This is a genomic window from Arminella tubonensis (genome assembly GCF_003240585.1).
Classification (GTDB): domain Bacteria; phylum Pseudomonadota; class Alphaproteobacteria; order Rhizobiales; family Rhizobiaceae; genus Rhizobium; species Rhizobium tubonense.
Map to the genome: position 1 here is coordinate 249,429 of NZ_PCDP01000038.1, position 17,840 is coordinate 267,268.

17 protein-coding genes, 1 tRNA gene and 1 pseudogene are annotated in these 17,840 nt (G+C 61.3%); 5 read left to right on the forward strand and 14 right to left on the reverse strand.

The window, feature by feature from the left end; translation table 11 throughout:
• Positions 1-8 precede the first annotated feature (8 nt).
• From CPY51_RS18645 to CPY51_RS18665, 5 genes are all read right to left on the reverse strand, one after another.
• Positions 9-719 (reverse strand): SDR family oxidoreductase, encoded by a 711-nt coding sequence (locus CPY51_RS18645; protein ID WP_111161724.1) that lies wholly within the window; start codon positions 717-719, stop codon positions 9-11.
• Between the two features lie 10 nt (positions 720-729).
• Positions 730-1,980 carry an NAD(P)/FAD-dependent oxidoreductase gene (locus tag CPY51_RS18650; RefSeq protein ID WP_111161725.1) on the reverse strand — a complete coding sequence of 417 codons (1,251 nt, stop codon included), beginning with the start codon at positions 1,978-1,980 and terminating at the stop codon, positions 730-732.
• Between the two features lie 84 nt (positions 1,981-2,064).
• A complete protein-coding gene (locus CPY51_RS18655; RefSeq protein WP_111161940.1) occupies positions 2,065-3,408 on the reverse strand; it encodes an alpha/beta hydrolase in 1,344 nt (447 codons plus the stop codon).
• 433 nt (positions 3,409-3,841) lie between these two features.
• Positions 3,842-4,720, reverse strand: a complete 879-nt coding sequence (locus CPY51_RS18660; RefSeq protein WP_111161726.1) for an aldo/keto reductase — start codon at positions 4,718-4,720, stop codon at positions 3,842-3,844.
• Positions 4,721-4,769: 49 nt separating this feature from the next.
• Positions 4,770-5,612 (reverse strand): oxidoreductase, encoded by an 843-nt coding sequence (locus tag CPY51_RS18665; protein WP_111161727.1) that lies wholly within the window; start codon positions 5,610-5,612, stop codon positions 4,770-4,772.
• Between the two features lie 123 nt (positions 5,613-5,735).
• On the opposite strand from CPY51_RS18665, the gene CPY51_RS18670 reads away from it, so the two are divergent.
• Positions 5,736-6,665 carry a LysR family transcriptional regulator gene (locus tag CPY51_RS18670; protein WP_111161728.1) on the forward strand — a complete coding sequence of 310 codons (930 nt, stop codon included), beginning with the start codon at positions 5,736-5,738 and terminating at the stop codon, positions 6,663-6,665.
• Between the two features lie 3 nt (positions 6,666-6,668).
• On the opposite strand, the gene CPY51_RS18675 is transcribed toward CPY51_RS18670, so the two are convergent.
• Both CPY51_RS18675 and CPY51_RS18680 read right to left on the reverse strand, forming a co-directional pair.
• A complete protein-coding gene (locus CPY51_RS18675; RefSeq protein ID WP_111161729.1) occupies positions 6,669-7,334 on the reverse strand; it encodes a TetR family transcriptional regulator in 666 nt (221 codons plus the stop codon).
• A complete protein-coding gene (locus CPY51_RS18680; protein WP_111161730.1) occupies positions 7,335-8,045 on the reverse strand; it encodes a class I SAM-dependent methyltransferase in 711 nt (236 codons plus the stop codon). It lies immediately after the preceding gene.
• Positions 8,046-8,242: 197 nt separating this feature from the next.
• Between CPY51_RS18680 and CPY51_RS18685 the strand changes: the two genes are divergently transcribed.
• Positions 8,243-9,193: an SDR family oxidoreductase gene (locus CPY51_RS18685; protein WP_111161731.1), complete on the forward strand. Its 951-nt coding sequence runs from the start codon at positions 8,243-8,245 to the stop codon at positions 9,191-9,193.
• 67 nt (positions 9,194-9,260) lie between these two features.
• Here CPY51_RS18685 and CPY51_RS18690 read toward each other — a convergent pair whose 3' ends face one another.
• Entirely contained in the window at positions 9,261-9,785 is a 525-nt protein-coding gene (locus CPY51_RS18690; protein ID WP_420820717.1) for a BA14K family protein, read from the reverse strand.
• A 212-nt stretch (positions 9,786-9,997) separates the two neighbouring features.
• Here CPY51_RS18690 and CPY51_RS18695 point away from each other — a divergent pair, with 212 nt between their 5' ends.
• The 3 genes from CPY51_RS18695 to CPY51_RS33490 all read left to right on the forward strand — a co-directional run bounded on the left by CPY51_RS18695 (position 9,998) and on the right by CPY51_RS33490 (position 12,052).
• A complete protein-coding gene (locus CPY51_RS18695; protein ID WP_111161732.1) occupies positions 9,998-10,915 on the forward strand; it encodes a DnaJ C-terminal domain-containing protein in 918 nt (305 codons plus the stop codon).
• Between the two features lie 3 nt (positions 10,916-10,918).
• On the forward strand, positions 10,919-11,245 hold the full coding sequence (locus tag CPY51_RS18700; RefSeq protein ID WP_111161733.1) for a chaperone modulator CbpM: 327 nt from the start codon (positions 10,919-10,921) through the stop codon (positions 11,243-11,245).
• Positions 11,246-11,353: 108 nt separating this feature from the next.
• Complete coding sequence (locus CPY51_RS33490; protein WP_244598718.1) at positions 11,354-12,052, forward strand: hypothetical protein; 699 nt, start codon at positions 11,354-11,356, stop codon at positions 12,050-12,052.
• Positions 12,053-12,064: 12 nt separating this feature from the next.
• Here the strand turns inward: CPY51_RS33490 and arsH are convergent.
• From arsH to CPY51_RS18735, 6 genes and pseudogenes are all read right to left on the reverse strand, one after another.
• Positions 12,065-12,790 (reverse strand): annotated as a pseudogene (gene arsH, locus CPY51_RS18710) (arsenical resistance protein ArsH).
• Complete coding sequence (gene arsC / locus CPY51_RS18715; RefSeq protein WP_111161735.1) at positions 12,765-13,187, reverse strand: arsenate reductase (glutaredoxin); 423 nt, start codon at positions 13,185-13,187, stop codon at positions 12,765-12,767. The pseudogene arsH and the gene arsC overlap by 26 nt, the downstream one beginning before the upstream one ends.
• A 51-nt stretch (positions 13,188-13,238) precedes the next feature.
• Entirely contained in the window at positions 13,239-13,592 is a 354-nt protein-coding gene (locus CPY51_RS18720) for an ArsR/SmtB family transcription factor (protein WP_111161736.1), read from the reverse strand.
• A 153-nt stretch (positions 13,593-13,745) separates the two neighbouring features.
• Positions 13,746-13,822, reverse strand: a tRNA-Arg gene (locus CPY51_RS18725).
• A 123-nt stretch (positions 13,823-13,945) separates the two neighbouring features.
• Complete coding sequence (locus tag CPY51_RS18730) at positions 13,946-15,463, reverse strand: sensor histidine kinase (RefSeq protein WP_111161737.1); 1,518 nt, start codon at positions 15,461-15,463, stop codon at positions 13,946-13,948.
• 181 nt (positions 15,464-15,644) lie between these two features.
• On the reverse strand, positions 15,645-17,657 hold the full coding sequence (locus CPY51_RS18735) for a HAMP domain-containing methyl-accepting chemotaxis protein (RefSeq protein WP_111161738.1): 2,013 nt from the start codon (positions 17,655-17,657) through the stop codon (positions 15,645-15,647).
• Positions 17,658-17,840: the final 183 nt, after the last annotated feature.

Genomic DNA, 17,840 nt, shown 5'->3' on the forward strand with positions numbered 1-17,840 from the left:
TCTCCAGATCAGACGTGGCGGGTGACGCCGCCGTCGACGCGAATGTTCTGCCCGGTGATATAGCCGGCGCCGTCCGAAAGCAGGAAAGCCGCGGTCTTGGCGATCTCGCTCATCTGGCCGATGCGCTTCATCGGGATCTTGTCGGCGGTCTCGGGCTTGTGGTTCAGGCTATCGATATAGCCGGGCAGGATGCAGTTCATCCTGATGTTGTCGGCGGCATAGCGGTCGGAATAGAGCTTGGTAAACGCGCCGGCGGCGGCGCGATAGGCGCAGGAAACCGGGAAGACCAGAGACGGTTCGTATGCCGCGAAAGTGGTGATGTTGACGAAGGCGCCCTTGCCCTGCTTCAACATGACAGGTGTCACGAGCCGCGCCATACGCACGACGCTCAGCACCATCATGTCGGAACCTAGCGTCCAGTTCTCGTCCGATATGTCGAGGAGATCGCCCTTTGGCGGGTGGCCCGTGTGGTTGACCACGGCGTCGATGCGGCCATAGGTCTTCATCGTCAGATCGAAGATCGCCTTTATGTCCTCGGCTTTCTCGGCCACGCCGCGCGAGGCGACGCCGCCGAGCTCGGCTGCCAGCTTCTCGCAACTTTCGGAGGGCGACATCAGCGCGAGGCGATAGCCGTTTGCGGCAAGCTCGCGGGCGATTGCCTCGCCCATGCCGCGGCCACCGCCGGTGATGAGGGCGACGGGCTTTTCGTTTTCGGACATTGGTTTCCTCCTAGTAGCGATTGATACGGAACGGGGTCATGTCGACCGACGGGACAATGCCGGTCATCATATCGGCCAGGAGCTTCGCTGTCGTTGCCGAAAAGGTCAGCCCGAGATGACCGTGACCGGTCGCATACCAGACGCCTGCGAGGCGCGACGACGGCGAGACGATCGGGATCGTATCCGGCAATGCCGGGCGATGCCCCATCCAATCGCTGGCGTCTTCGACCTTGAGTCCCGGCAGCGCCCGTTGGGCATGACGAACGAGCACCCGCGGACGGCGATAATCCGGCGGCGCGTCGAGGCCGGCCAGTTCGACATTGCCGCCGACGCGAATGCCGCCTGCTGTCGGCGTGACCATGAAGGCGCGATGCGGCCAGATGACCGAATATCGCATCGAAATGCCGGGCTTCATGATCTGGGTATGATAGCCGCGCTCGGTCTCGAGCGGGATCGGTTCGCCGAGCGCCTCGGCGATGAAGCGGGTTCTGACGCCGGCCGCAAGGACGACGTGATCGGCGTCGAGCCGGCGGCCGTCGGCGAAGAGCACGGATACCGCGCCGCCGGGCGTGCGCTCGACACTCTGCGCCTCGCCGGTGACGAAGGTCGTGCCGAGGGCTTTTGCAGCATCCACGAGTTTCAGAACCAGATGATAGGGATCGCGGATCGATTTATTGTCGGGCAGCAGCACTGCCTTGGCGATCGTCGGCGACAGCGCGGGTTCGTAATCCTGTATCTCTGCGCCGGCCAGGACCTTATGCTCGAACCCATAGCGTTGCATCAACGCGATATGGCCGCGGTCGGAGGCAAACTCCGCTTCGGTCTCGTAGATGGCGAGGCAACCTTCCTCGGTCATTAGCTCGGGTGCGCCGATCTCGTCGAGCATTGCCCTGAAATCGTCGAGCGCACGAGCGGACAAGGCCATGCCTGCATCTTCGATCTCTTTAAGGCGGGAGGGTCTCCCGGCGGCGATGAAGCGGAGGAACCAGGGCAATATCTTCGGGGCGTAGGCCGGGCGGAGCCACACGGGGCCTTCCGGATCGAGCAGCCATTTCGGAATTTTGCGCCAGGTGGACGGACCGGAGCTGGCGGCGAAATCGAGCGCGATGCTGGCCATGTTGCCGAAGGATGCGCCCCGCCCCGGCTCGGTTTTATCGACGATCGTCACCTGCCGGCCGCGACGCTGCAACTCCAAACCGATCGCCGCGCCGATGATGCCGGCGCCGACGACGATTACCGTCTGTTTTCCGTCTTCCGTCATGGTCACCCGAAATTCGCAGTACCGACCACAGGCGGTCCGCCCCCCAAGGTCGATATCTGTGATATATCAGATGCGAACGTCTGCCTACCGGTTTTTTGCGGTTGAAGTCGTCGTCTGTGATGAACGCGGCAGGGCGAGGCTGTTGTCGAAAAGCGTCGCATCGACGCTGTCGCCGACCGATCCGACGGTGTTGCCGACAGACTGGCCGAGCCGGTGGACCTGATCGCCATAGCTCCGACGCGTACGTGGATCGAAGATCGCGATTGGGGCGCTGACCGCGACGCTTGCAGCCGTTCCGACCGTTTGCGCCGCACCGACCGCGACCGCGCCCAGCGCCTCTCCCACGCCGACATCCGAATCGGTGATCGTCTGCCCCGTCACCAGCCGATCACCGATCAGCCTTACGACTTCGGGGCTTTCGGCAAACTTGCCGTGGTTGAGCGAGTCGCCGGATTTCAGTTTGGTCAGATCGATGACGGTAATGTCGTGTTTTTCGAGCTCCGAGCGATAAGGCTCGACCGAGGGGTCGATCTGGCCCAGGCGATCGACACTGCCGGAAATACGGCGCGACAGGCCGAGGGCTCGGTCATCCTGGGAGACGAACAGCGTGAAATGCGGCCTGTCCTTGCCCAGCGCCGCAAACTGCTGGCCGAAGACGTCGACATCGAGATCCGGTGAGGCGAGGATGACATTTCGAATCTTTGGCGCGACGTGACCGTCCCGGATCGCCATCTGGCGCAGCGCCTCGACCGCCAGCCAGGTGCCCATGGAATGGGCCATGACGGTAATGTCACCGACATCCGGATCGTTGGCGACGCGGCGCATCAGTTCCTCAAGCGCGTCGCGGGAGTAGTTGGTGCTTTCCTTGTCGTAATTATAGTCGAAAATGCTCGCCCGCGATGGCCAGGTGAAGACGATCGGGATGACGTCGGCGTGGCTGTCGTGGACGATCTGCGCAAAGCGATAAACCGCATCCTCGTAGCGGTTGTTGAACCCGTGGACGAAGATCAGCACACGCTTGCTCTTCGGCATGTGTGCCTTCAGCCAGGCATGGTATTCCGGCACGTCCTTCAGCGACTTGACATCGACGGTCACGAAATTCTTCAGCGGATCTCCCGGGAGACGGGTCGGCCATTGCACCTGGCCGACACTACGGTTCGCTTCGGGCGGAATGGATATTTCGACGGAGTCCACCTTGAGACTAGCGCCCCGTTCGCCAGAAAAGAGTATCGCCGGATTATCTGCGGATTTTCGTGTCGTCGCCACCAGAAGATCGACCTTCGATGTTCCCGGCACCGTCGTCTGGGTCGGCTGCATAACGCCGATCGGTCGGCCACCGCAGGCTGCAAGCGAAAGCCCGGCAATCACGGCAAGCACCTTGAAGAATACGCTTCCGCGCCGGCCGCCATGGGCCGAACCCGTCTTCATCAATCGAAAGCTCCTTGCCTCGGCATTCTTTTTCGCGATCGCCGCCAATATATCGACCGACGATTGCAAGACAACAGCCTGCGTCGAGATATGCGACGGTGAAACGGGCTCGCCCAAATTGGCCAATCGCCTGAAATATTCGATGGAAAGGGCGGAAACGAAAAGAGCCCGACGCGGGAGGAGGATGCGTCGGGCTCTTGATCCTGACCGGCAACTGGGAGGAGGAGGAGTGTTGCCAGTCTATGAAGGAGCGCTGGGAGGAGGAGCGCGCTTCCTTCGAGGACAAGTGATATAGACTAGTGATTTAGTTGGGAAGCACATTCGCTGCATTGCAGCATTGCATATTTTGCAATGCTGCAATGCCGGACGCCTGAAAAAAGCGCAAATCCGTGAATGCGGCTATTCTTTCCCTTACTGTCCGCCGAAACCCAGGTCAGGCCGCCTTGAAGACCTTCTTGCCCTCGTTGTCGAGCGCCTTGAACTCTTCGTCGGATAGCGTGATGTTCACTGCGGCGACGTTTTCTTCGAGGTGCTTTACCTTGGATGTGCCGGGGATCGGCAGCATCACGGGGCTGCGCTTCAGTACCCAGTCGAGCGCGATCTGGCTCGGGGCTGCGTTGTGGCGCTTGGCGATGGTGTCGAGCAGCGAACCTGGCTTGGCAAGATCGCCGGCGGCAAGCGGAAACCACGGGATGAAGCCGATATTGTGCTTTTCGCAATAGTCGAGCACGTCCTCGCTGGTACGGTCGACGAGGTTATAGCGGTTCTGGACGGTCGCGACCTTGAAGACCTTGGAGGCGGCCTCGATGTCGGCGACCGATACTTCGCTCAGGCCCGCATGACGAATGATCTTCGCGTCAAGCAGCGACTTGACGGCGTCGAACTGTTCCTTTGCCGGCACTTTCGGATCAATCCGGTGAAGCTGCCAGAGGTCGATCTGCTCGACACCCAGATTGCGCAGGCTCTTATGCGCCTGCTGGATGAGATATTCCGGGCGACCTAGCGGTGCCCATATGTCTGGACCTGATCGCGTCAGGCCCGCCTTGGTGGCGATGACGAGCTTGGCGTAGGGATGCAGCGCTTCCTTGATCAGGCGTTCCGAAACATCGGGGCCGTAGCTATCGGCGGTGTCGATGAAGTTTACGCCAAGCTCCGGCAAGCGCTTCAGGGTGCGAATGGTTTCCGCGTGGTCGGCTGGGTCTCCCCATATGCCGCGGCCGGTGATCCGCATGGCGCCGAAGCCCAGGCGGTTGACGGTCAGGTCGCCGCCGATCTTGAAAGTTCCGGATTTGGATGCGTTCAAATCTGACATGGTCTTCCCTTTCCAATGGTGATTTTCTTGCTCATTCGAAATGTTATGCTCACTCAAAATCGGTCGAATTCGATACCGGTTCCCATGCGTCGAACTCCGACTTCAGAAGCCCGAGCTTTTCGCGCACGAGGTTGATTGCGTCCCGGCCTAGAAGGAGATGGGCAGGCGGGTTGTCGGATGCAATGAGCTTCAGCATCGCCGCAGCCGCTTTCTTCGGATCGCCGGCCTGCTTGCCGTTGTAGCCGAGGCGTCGTGCGCGCAGCGGTTCGAAGATCTCGTCGTAGTCCTCTATCGACCGTTCGGCCCGGACCATGGAACGGCCCGCCCAATCGGTCCTGAAACCGCCGGGTTCTACTGCCGTTACGTGGATGCCGAAGCTCTTTATTTCCTTGCCGAGGCTTTCGGAAATCCCTTCGAGGGCGAACTTGCTACCGTGGTAAAACGAGATGCCCGGCATGGTCATGATCCCACCCATGGAGGTGATGTTGAGGATGTGGCCGGAACGCCGCTTGCGCATATAGGGCAGCACCGCCTGGATGACAGCCACCGGTCCAAAGACATTGACTTCGAACTGCCGCCGCAATTCATCGATGGAGGATTCCTCAAGCAGCCCTTCGTGGCCGTAGCCGGCGTTGTTGACCAGCACGCCGATGGGGCCGACATCCGCCTCCACCTCGGCGATGACGGGTGCAATCGCTAGGTTGTCGGTGACGTCGAGCAGCTTGCCGAAAGAGAAGCCGGGCTTCAGCGCGTCAAATTCGGCACGAGCCTGTTCGTTGCGCAGCGTTCCAGCGACCTTATGGCCTTCGGCGAGCGCTGCTTCCGCAAGCGCCCGACCGAAGCCGCTCGACACTCCGGTGATGAAGAAAGTCCTGGTTTTTGAGTCGGACATGATGATGCTCCCTGTTCATGACCCAACGCTATATCCCTGTGATAATTTTGATAATCTCACCAATTCTATATAGGCTTGTTAGAAAATCTGATTAGTCTGATGAGGTGGAAGTTGGAACACAGTGTGCAGAAGGATATGCTGGATGGCTTGATCGTCTTCCTGATCGTGGCCGAGGAGCGGAGTTTTTCGACAGCGGCGATGCGGCTCGGGGTCTCGCCGTCTGCCATCAGCCAGGCGATCGGCAAGCTCGAACAGCGGATGCGGCTGGCGCTTTTCAACCGTACGACGCGCAGCGTCAGCCTGACGGAAGCGGGTCAGCACTATTTCGACCGCGTCGTCCCGGCGGTCAGGGAGTTGAAGGAGGCGGCGCTGGAAATGCGCGAAGCGGGCGACAGGCCCGCCGGCCTGTTGCGCATCAATGTTGCGCGCGCCGGCTACATGATCGCGCTGCAGCCGGTGCTCCGGGATTTTCTCGACGCCTATCCAGACATCGAGCTTGAGGTGCGCATCGAGCCTTCGCTCGCCGATATTGTCGAGCAGGGCTTCGATGCCGGCATCCGCTTCGGCGATCTGGTGCAGAAGGACATGGTGGCGCTGAAGGTCGGCCCGCCACTGAGTGCCCATATCATCGCGGCGCCCGACTATCTCGGCCGCTTCGGCGTACCGAAGGTTCCGAACGATCTCCTCAATCACAATTGCATCGGCTTCCGCCATGCCAGCAGCGGACAGGTCGAGCGCTGGGAATTCGAGAAAGGCGGCCAGAAGATCGAGCTTGCCACTGCCGGACGGCTGATCCTCAACGATTCCGCGGCGTTGACGCAGGCGGCACTCGACGGGATCGGCATCGCCTACATGGTCAACGGCTATATCGACCGTTTTCTCGACGACGGCCGCCTAGTGCGCATCCTGTCCGACTGGAGTCCGGTCCTCGCCGGGCTCACGCTCTATTACGCCGATCGTCGGCGCGTGCCGGCCAAGCTCCGGGCGCTGATCGATTTCCTGCGCCGACGCCGCGAAGACGTCACGCCATCGACTGCGGGTGCGCTGACCTGAGCGTTACTCGGGTTTGGGGGCGGAGCGAGCGCCGGCTCCGAAATCGGCAAGGACGCCCCAAAGCTCCCTGAAGATATCGCGGGCAAATGTCTCCAGCGATGATGTGTCAAGCGTTTCGGGGCGTTGCTGCTCGTGCCATCTTTCGCCGCCGACGCGCATGGTGCTGACGACTACGGCCGACAGCAGCCGGATGCGCAGGCGTTCGCCCTCATCGTCCCCGGTGCGGGCGAGCAGCGCCTCGGTCAATTTCCGTTCGAGCTTGGCATATTTGAGCTGATTGCGGGCACTGAGAACCGGCGTCTCGCGAATAAGGTCGGCAAGAGCCACGCTTTGCGGATCGAGCGCCGCGGTGATCGCCGAGGTCAGGGCTTCCTCGACGACCTTGACGATCGGTTCATCGGCCGGGCGTTCCGCGATTGCCGCGGCAAGGCCGTCGGCAAAGGAGTCCTGCCAGGCGAAGACCACGTCTTCCTTGCTGGGGAAATAGTCGAAGAAGCTCCGCTTGGAGACATCGGCCGCCTCGGTGATGTCCTCGATCGTCGTCGCGTCGAAACCACGCTCGAGGAAAAGAGCCATCGCCGCCTGCTCGATGCGCTCCCGGGTCTGGCGGCGCTTGCGCTCGCGCCGGCCTTCCCTCGGTTCAGCATCGATGTCCTTGCCTTCGATCATCTATAATCCCGGATTCAAGCTGCCCAGATTGCTAACGTTTCTTTCTGCAGTCATTTCGGCGGCCACCAGAGAAATATCGGCGTCGATGCTCTTGCCGCCATATCTGCGGCGAGCGGACGAGATCTCCGTCGGGGCCTTCCGTGAAATGCGGTAAACGCTGGCCGGCGGGAGATTGCGCACCGTGCCGCCGATGCGCGTCGCCTGCAGGTCGAGACCCTCCATGATCGCTCGCTGCACCGGGCAGCGCGGGCCATAGGTGAACTGGTAGAATGCGCCGCCTGCCCTCAGAACGCTGAAGGCGCCTGAGAGAATGGCGGCCACCTTGGAGGGCGGCATCGAGAGCAGCGGCAGCCCGCTGACGACGGCGCCGACGGGATTTCCGTCAAAGAGCCCGGCTTCAGCAATCTCGCCTGCATCCATCTGCACCACGCGCGCCTTTGGAAAGCGACCGGACAATGCGCCGACGAATTCGGCTCCGAACTCGATCAGCGTCAGATCGCATTCGCGGACACCGCGCGCAAGCAGGGCACGCGTGAAGACGCCAGTACCGGGACCGAGCTCAAGAACCGGCTCATCGAGCGCCTCGATCTCCCTCGTCATCAAGCGCGCGAGGCGTTCGCCGGAGGGCGCAATCGCCGAAACCTGCCGCGGATTGCTGACCCAGGAGCGGAAGAACTGAACGAAATCAGAGCACGTGGTGTTTGCAGTCATTCAATATGTCCAATCCGTTGAAAAGGCCGCGATATCAATGTCGCTCAGTGAGCGTGAAGCATGGCCGTTCGAAGGCGCAACGCTTCAGTCACGATCGAATCATCTTAATGCATATTCATATCTATTGCAATTTTGCACTTAATGCAATAATTATGCTGGATCGTGGATGAAACCTTCCTCGTTGTCTGGAGACTTGCATGTCCAATTTTGCCATCAAAGACATTCCCTCCCAATCAGGACGCATTGCCGTCATCACCGGCGCCACCAGCGGCATTGGCTATGAAACTGCCAAGGCGCTTGCCGGTGCTGGAGCGCGCGTCATCATCGCCTCTCGCAATGGACAAAAGGGCGCGCAGGTGGTCGCCGAGATACGCGGCACCTCTCCGGGTTCCGACGTCAGCTTCGAGCCGCTCGATCTTTCCAGCCTCGCATCCGTTGCCGACTGCGCCGCCCGCATCGCCGCTTCGGTTCCGCATATCGATCTTCTGATCAACAATGCCGGCGTCATGGCCATTCCGAAACGCTACGAAACCGCTGATGGCTTCGAGATGCAGCTCGGCGCCAATTATCTCGGCCACTTTGCATTCGACCTTCACCTGATGCCCAAGGTGCTGGCGGCCCCCTCGCCGCGCGTTGTCACGGTCAGCAGCCTGGCGCACCGTTCGGGGACGATTCACTTCGACGATCTGCAATTGAAAAATGGCTACACGCCCTGGAAAGCCTATTCGCAATCCAAACTGGCGACGCTGTTGTTCAGCCTGGAGCTCGAACGCCGGGCGCGGGCGGAGGGCTGGAACCTGATGAGCAACGCTGCCCATCCCGGCTATTCCGTCACCGGCCTGCAGAGCACGGGTCCGCGCATGGGCCGCGAGAACAGGCCGGCCCTGCTGGAGCGGTTCGCCAAGATGCTCGAGCCTTTCATGTCCCAATCGGCCGCCGCCGGCGCGCTGCCCACGCTCTATGCTGCGACGTCTCCCGATGCCAAGGGCGGCGTCATGTATGGACCCGATGGCTTCTACGAATTGAAGGGGACGCCGACGCTTGCGAAGATCGTGCCGCGCGCCCTGGGCAAGAGCACCTGGCGGCGTCTTTGGGAGGTCTCGGAGCAAATAACCGATGCGAGGATGCCGCTACCGGTCGCGGCCTGAGCCCATCCGAGCGGGCATGAAAAAGGCGGGCCGATCAGGCCCGCCTTTTTGTTTGGATCAGACTTCCTCAGGGCGAAATGCACTGGACGCGCGGACCGCTGTTCGGCTGGTAGGTATTGTCCGACACGCGATAGGAACGGTAGCGATTGATGCACCACTGAACATGGCCGCTGCGGGCAGGCTGCGTCGCGATGGCGCCGCCGACGATGACGCCTGCACCGAAGGCTGCGGCAGGATACCAATAGCCGTTGTAGCGGCGATAGCCCGGCCGGGCATAGGTGTAGCCGTGATAGCCGTTCCAGTAGCCGGGGCGATAGGCCGGTCGGTATCCGGGGCGGTAACCGGGTCTGTACCCCGGATGGTGATAGGGAGGACGATGATAACCGGGGCGCCCGTGAACCGGACGCCGCACGGGACGATGCCGGTACTGCACGTCGATCACATCGGGTGATTGCGAAATCGCCGGGTTCTGGGCCATGTTCTGGATGGGAGACATGCTGGCGATCGGCGCGGCCGTCGCCGGCATGATGGAACTCAAACCCAAAAGCGCGCTAAGGGCGGTAGCGGAAATGGCGGAAAGGAATTTCTTCACGTCAGCATCCTTTTATTGAATATCCCTCTTAAACACATAAGGCGTGTAAAGGTTCTGGCCAGAGCCGTGCCCATCGAAATCGCCTCGGCAATTGAATTTGCTCGAAAAACGTTTTTGATGGCTTTGAATGCTTTCATTGACGACTATGTTTAGACAGGCGAGCAGGTGATCGCGGAGCCAGTCCCTCCCCTGCCATTGAAACGGAGCTATGCATGAGCGGCGATCCTTACGAACTTCTTGGCGTAAAGCGGGATGCGGCGCAAAAGGATATCCAGAGCGCCTATCGCAAGCTGGCAAAGAAGCTGCACCCCGATCTCAACCCCGGTGACAAGCAGGCGGAAGAGAAATTCAAGCAGATATCCGCTGCCTACGCGATCATCGGCGACGAGGAAAAGCGCGCCCGCTTCGACCGCGGCGAGATCGACGGTGCGGGAACCGAGCAGGCTCAGCGAAACTACTATCGCGACTACGCCTCGGCAGACGGTGCTACCCGCCGCTACCAGAACGCGGGGGGATTTGCGGATTTCGGCGATGCGGACGACGTTTTTTCAAGCTTCTTCTCGCGCCGCGGCGGCGGCCAAGGACAAACCAGAATGAAGGGCCAGGATCGGCAGTATTCGATGGAGGTCGATTTCCTCGACGCCGTCAACGGCACGAAAACGCAGGTGAGCCTGCCGAGCGGACCGGCGCTCGAGGTTACCATCCCTCCGGGAACCCGTGATGGCCAGACGCTGCGCCTGCGCGGAAAAGGCGAGCCCGGGCTTGCCGGCGGCCCGGCCGGAGACGCGCTCATCGACATCCGCGTGCGGCCGCACAAGTTCTATGTCCGCGACGGCGACGACATCCGCTTCGAACTCCCCATTTCACTGCCTGAAGCGGTTCTCGGCGGCAAGATCCGGGTACCGACGCCGTCCGGCCCGGTCACCGTCACGCTTGCCCCCAACTCGAACACGGGAAAGATCCTGCGCCTCAAGGGCAAGGGCGTGCCGAAGCGCGGCGGCGAAAGCGGCGATGCCTATGTGACGCTGAAGATCGTCCTGCCGGATGGACCCAACACGGATCTTGCGACCTTTGTCGAGGATTGGGCCGCCGGGAAAACGCATGAACCGAGAACAAGCATGGGAGTTTGAACCATGAACGATCTTGAATTCCGCCTCTGCCTCAAAATCGATGTGACGATCCTTGATGTCTGGGTCGAACAGGGCTGGCTGGTGCCGGACAGGACCGATCGAGGGCTAACCTTCCACGATGCCGATGTGGCGCGCGGTCGCCTCATTCTCGACCTCATCGAGACAATGGGCGTCAACGAGGCCGGCGTCGACGTCGTCATGGATCTCGTCGACCAGGTTCACGGCCTGCGCGGCACCCTACGCGACCTGATGGAGGCCGTTCGCGTCCAGGATCATGACGTCCAGCAGCGCATCCGCTCGCAGATCGACCGGGCGGAACGGGGCGCCTGAACCCGCCATAAGCCCGGGGCAAGTTCCTGGCGTTAACCGTTGCGGCAATCATGCGGTCGCGACTGTCCCTTGCGTGGACGATCATGGTCGCCAACAAGAGGTCTCTCCATGGTTTCCGCGCTTGCAAACACCCGATTGATTGCTGCCCAAATGGCTCTCCAGGTCTTGATGACAAGCCCCGATGACAGCTCATCGCAGGATGACAGTTCGTCTATGCCGGGCTCCGGCGATATTTCCAGCCTGCCGTCATCGTCGCAGGCGTCTCTCACGAGCATTCTCAACGGCATGACGGCCAGCCAGTCGGACACCACGTCGTCCTCGTCGAGCTCGAACCTCGCCAGCACCGACATCACCACCAGTTCCTTCATGGCGCTGCTGAAGCAGAACCTGACGGCCACCGCGAAGAAAAACGAGGACGGCGGCCAGGCACAGGCAATGCTGGATGCGCTCAACAACGGCACGCTGACGGTCAGCGACCCCACCAACGGCGTCTCGATCACCGCTTGGGACCCGAGCGCGACCGATACGACGGATGCAACAACCAGCACCACGACCAAGACCGCCACGACCATCCCGACGACGGACTGGAACGACTATCTGAAGACCCACCTCCAGCGCGGCTCAAACGGCACCTTCGCCCGCGCCAGCGACGGCAGCTTCATCGACAAGACAACCGGCAATGAAGCCTATTTCGGGCAGGTGGGGTCGCAGTTTTATTATTTGACTTGGTCTGCGCCTAAGGATGCGGCGACTGGGGCGAGCACCACGGGTACGACGGCGGGTAGCAGCACGGATACCTCAAGCTAGGGGCTTACGCGCTCATATCGACGCCAGAGTGACGCGTTGCTCGAGCTTTTCGGCACTCTCCTTTCGCTCGCTATAGCGGTCGGTGAGGTAGGCGGAAGCGTCGCGGGTCAGCAGCGTGAACTTTGTCAACTCCTCGCAGACATCGACAACCCGGTCGTAGAAAGCCGACGGCTTCATCCTGCCTTCCGCGTCGAACTGTTCGAAGGCCCTTGCGACCGACGACTGGTTCGGGATCGTTATCATCCGCATCCAGCGGCCGAGTATGCGCAACTGGTTGACGGCGTTAAAGGATTGCGACCCGCCCGACACTTCCATGACGGCAAGCGTCTTGCCCTGTGTAGGACGCACCGAGCCGATGGATAGCGGTATCCAGTCGATCTGCGCCTTCATAATTCCCGTCATCGCGCCGTGACGTTCGGGGCTGACCTAAACCTGGCCCTCAGACCACTCCGACAGTTCCCTGAGTTCCCGCACCTTCGGATGGCCCGCGGGAGCAGCGTCGGGCAGAGGTAGACCTGCCGGGTCGAAAATCCTGACCTCGCAGCCGAAGTGCTCAAGCAGACGTGCGGCTTCTCCAGCGAGAAGACGGCTATAGGAAACAGTGCGCAAAGAGCCGTAAAGGATCAGGATACGCGGCGGATGGGTCGAGAACGCGGGCCGCAGGGACTCTATATGAGGTCGATGGAGATGATCAAAGATCGCGGCTGGAAGATCAGACAATTCGTTTGCCCTCCCCATCCAGAACCTGTTCTCCGTCTTCCTTAAAAAAAGCTCCCTTGCTCGTCGCCGGCAGGATATCGAGTACGACCTCGGAAGGGCGAGCGAGGCGCGTACCGATCGGCGTCACCACGAAGGGTCTGTTGATCAGGATGGGATGCGCCATCATCGCGTCGAGCAATTGGTCGTCGGCAAGCGATGGGTCGCCAAGCCCGAGTTCCGCAAAGGGCGTGTCTTTTTCGCGGATCGCTTGGCGAACGGTCAAGTGGGCGTCCGCGATCATCGAGGCCAACCGGTCGCGAGTGAGCGGCGTTTTCACGTATTCGACAATAGTTGGCTCTATGCCCGCGTTGCGGATCATGGCCAGCGTGTTGCGCGAGGTGCCACAAGCGGGATTATGGTAGATGGTGACGTTCATGCGTTGCCTTCTTGTGGTCGAAAGTTCGCGTGGGATCGAACGACACCGGACTCATTGGCGAAGCTCGGTCGGCATGCAGCAAGATGCAAGATCAGCGACCAAAGGCGTACACAACTCGGCACGACCACCGCAGCAGTCCTTGATCATGAACAAGGTCAACTCGCGAAAGCCGTCGAGATTGGCCCGGTAGACGATCGACCGGCTCTGTCGCTCGCCTCTGATCAGCCCAGCACGAGACAACGTCGCAAGATGGGCCGATGCCGTATTTTGAGGAACGTCCACCAGTTTTGCTATTTCTCCGGACGGAATACCGCCTGGCTCGTGTTTGACGAGGAGCCGGAAGATATCGAGGCGCGTCGACTGCGCGAGCGCGGACAGGGCTGCGATTGCGGTAACTTTATCCATATATCCAGCATTACGGATGCGACATCGGTTGTCAATAGACGTTTCGATGAACCTGTTCGAACGCTGATTGAAATTCAGGCGGCAAGCGACAGTTGCTCGCTCGGCGCGAGATAGATATCTCGGGAAGAGTCTGGCGACAATCTGAAATGGAAATGGCGCACCCGGAGCGATTCGAACGCCCGACCCCCAGATTCGTAGTCTGGTGCTCTATCCAGCTGAGCTACGGGTGCGTGACGAAAACGGGTGAAACCGTTTGCGTGGCGATCCTCTAAAACGTCCGCCTTTCGAAAGCAAGTGGATTTCTGAAAAAATCGCGATTTTCGTCGGGGCTTCCGGGAAAGCTCTGAAAGGCCTTAGCTTTCGTGGACGGTGCGGCTGCGGTAGTCGTCGAGCGATACCGGGCGGTCGGGGATTTCGATGCGGAACTGGGTGCCGGCCGCCGGCTTTTCGACAAGCGCGATGGTGCCGCCGTGGGCGAGGACGAGCTCGCGGGCGATCGCAAGACCGAGACCGGTGCCGCCGGAGCGGGCCGAGCCGCGGAAGGCGGTGAACAGGTTTTCCCGCGCCTTTTGCGGCATGCCGGGGCCGGTGTCGTCGACAGTGATCGAGACGACGCTGCCGATGCGATGGCCGGAGACGGTGATGCGCAGCGTGCTGTCCGGATCGCTCTCGCGAAAGGCGACGAGAGCCTGGAGGGCGTTGCGGCAGAGATTGTGGATGATGCGGAAGAGCTGCTCGCTGTCGGCGTCGACCTCGAGATCGCGGCTGACCTGCTCGATGAACTCGATGCCGCTTTCGGGATCTATCGCCAGGATATCCCGCACCTCTTCCGTCAGGTCGCGCAGCCTCAGCCGGCGCCGTCTGGGCGCGGATTCGGAGGCCTGGCCGTAGGACAGGACCTCGGTCGTGTAGCCGACGGCACGGTCGATGGTGCGCAGCAGCTTGGGGGCAAAGCGCTTCACCATCGGGTCGTCGACATCGACCAGACGGTCGGACATCAGCTGCGCGGAGGCCAGGATATTGCGCATGTCGTGATTGATCTTCGAGACGGCGAGGCCGAGCGCCGCGAGGTTCTTCTGCTGCTTCAGCGTCTTTTGCAGCTGCGCCTGCATGGAGGCGAGATGGCGGCCGGCGACGGAAAGCTCGTCACGCCCACCGTCGGGGACGAGGACGCGCCTTGGATCTTCCGGATCGTCGGAATAGGCCTGCATGCTGTCGGTCAGCCGGCGTATCGGGCGGATCATGATGCGATTGATGGCGAAGAAGATCAGCGTTGCCGTGACGAAGGAGAGCAGCAGCGACATCAGGAAGACGTTGCGCGAATAGAGAAGGAGCGCGTCCCTGAGGCTCGTATCCTTCAAGACGACCTCGACGCCCATGCCGGAATCGCCGAACGGGCCGAAGACGCGGATGATGCGATCTCCGCCGAAGAGGATGGTGTCCATGGCGTCGCGGATCGACGTCAGCATCGAAACATCGCTGAGGTCATATTGATCGTCGACGGAGGATGGCATTTCGGCGGCAGCGAGCAGCCGTGAGGTTCCGTCCTTGCGCAACACTATGGCGCGGGTGCCGGTCGCCATCAGCGTTTCCCGCTGCAGAGCGCGTGGTAGTTCCACCGGCTGCAGGCCATCGATGACGATCGCAGCGGCGGCCGCAGTGTTCAGCCGGCCCTGCAGCCAGCGCAGCCGCATGTTGGCGACGGAGGGAACGAAAATCAGAACTTCGGCGAACATGACGAAGACGATCGTCAGCAGCAGCAGCTTGCCGGAAAGTCCGCCGAAGATGCCGGTAGGCCGACCGAGCCCCGACCCCGCGCGCGGTGGGGCCTTGACGCCCTCAGCGGCACTTACGTCCTGCCCATTTTCCATATGCCGGTATCCCGCTTTATCAGCAAGGCGAAGTCCATCAGGACCCGATCATAGGAGATTGTTTCCGACATTCCAATCTCCATTGCTGCAATTGCGACGATGGTAGCAATTGCCGGACGCAAAAGAGGCGCCGCACAGTTCCGGGCGGCGCCTCCTTATCTATTCACAAATCGTGGTTGGATCAGAACTCTTCCCAATCCTGCGATACGGCCTGTTTCGCGGAGGCCGCGCTGCCGCCGGAGAAGGCAAGCGCCACGCTGCCCATCATGCGGCGGGCTGGCGACTGTGCCGGGCGGTGTGTCTTCTCGGGGCGGACGAGCGTTGGTGCGCGCGGCTTGTCCTCGATCTTGAAGCGCGAGATCAGCCGCAGCAGCCCGTCGGCCTCGCCGGAAAGCTTGTGGGTCGCGGCAGACGTCTCCTCGACCATCGCCGCATTCTGCTGGGTCACCTGGTCCATCTGGTTGACAGCCGTATTGACCTCCTGCAGCCCGGTCGCCTGCTCCCGTGCCGAGGTGGCGATCGAATGGATGTGGTCGTTGATCTTCAGGACGCGGGTCTCGATCTCCGCCAGGGCCTCGCCGGTTGCCTGGACGAGCTTGACGCCGACCTGCACTTCGCTGCCCGACTTGGTGATCAGCCCCTTGATGTCCTTGGCAGCCTTGGCCGAACGCTGGGCAAGTTCGCGGACTTCCTGGGCGACAACGGCAAAACCCTTGCCCGCCTCGCCGGCGCGTGCTGCCTCGACACCGGCGTTCAGCGCCAGAAGGTTGGTCTGGAAGGCGATCTCGTCGATGACGTTGATGATCTGGCTGATCTCGCGCGAGGCCTGCTCGATGCGGCCCATGGCGTCGACCGCGCTACGCACCACCGTGCCGGAACGCTCGGTGTTCTCCTTGGCCTCCGTGACCATCACGCTTGCTTCCTGGGCGCGGCCGGTCGAGTTCTGGACCACGGCCGTGATCTCGTCGAGCGCTGCCGACGTTTCCTCGAGGGCCGCTGCCTGCTGCTCGGTGCGTCGCGACAAGTCGTCGCTGCCGCTGCGCAATTCGTTGGTGTTGCCGTTGATGGATTCGGTGGTGTCGCGCACCTCGCGCATGGTGTTCTGCAGTGTCGCCAGCGTGTGGTTGACGTTCTGCTGCAGCTCTCCGAAAGCGCCCTGGAAGGAGCCCTGCATGATGGAGGTCAAGTCGCCGTCCGCCAGCGCTGCAACGACGCGGCGGGTCTCGGTGACGCCGGTATCGACGCTCTGCAGCAGCTCGTTGATGTTACCGGCGAAGCGGTCGAGGTTTTCGTCGTCATAATGCTTGTCGATGCGGCGGCTGAAATCACCGGCGGCGGCGGCAGCCACGACTTGCGACATGCTGGACTGCAGGTCGTCGCTCTTGGCGCGCATCGCGGTTTCCTGCGCGTTCATCCTGTTGACGGCAAGGCCGTTCTGCTTGAACACCTCGACTGCCGCGGCCATGTCGCCAATCTCGTCGGCGCGGTCGGCAAAGGGAACATCCACGTCGAAATTGCCGTCGGCAACCTGCTTGATCGTCTCGGTCACCTTCTTGATCGGCCGGCTGAGATGGACCGTGCCGATGTACAGGCCCAATCCCACGCCGGCGCCAATCCCGACCGCCGTGATGCCGAGCAGCAGCCAGAACATCATCTCGCGGAAGGCATCGACCTGCTGATCAATCGCGTTGAGTTCAGCCTTGTCGGTCTGAACCACGGCGTCGATCTCGGACTGGAAAGCCTTGCGGTTTGCACGGTTGGCGTCGTTGTTGCCCTGCTTGCCGGCGGCGTCCGGGCCGTCGGTCGTCCCGAGGCGGGCCGTCTCGGTGCGGAACCCGCGGAATTCCTTCGAGCGGTCAACCAGGCTGTTGAACGCCGATTTCTGGCCGTCGGGCACGAGCGGCGCCCACGCGGCTACAACCTTGTCGATCTCGTCGAGGTCGTTCATCAAACCGTCGGCAAAGGGTTTTGCGGTCTTGACCGTGTCAGCCGCGTAAATGCCGCGTGCCTCCATGACTACCGCCGTCACATAACGGTTCAGCCGCTCTCCCAGGTGGGCCCGCTCCGCGACCTGTTCGTAGACCTGCAGCTGCTGGTCATACTGGCGCATGGCGTAGAGGCCGGTTGCGCCGATTACCAGCGCAGCGCCGGCCATGACGAAGACGAGCAGGTTAATCTTACCGCGGATTTTCAACGATATACCTCCTGGAGGACGAATAAACGGCTTGGAGAAATCTGGCTTCTCCGCGCATATCGATAAGCATTGACTAAAATGCTTAATTTTAGCTTGCGGCGCTTCGCGTATTAATCGGGATAAATTTTCTATAGCTGGACAGGTTCGCTTCGATAACATCGGAGAAACCGCCAGATATTAAAA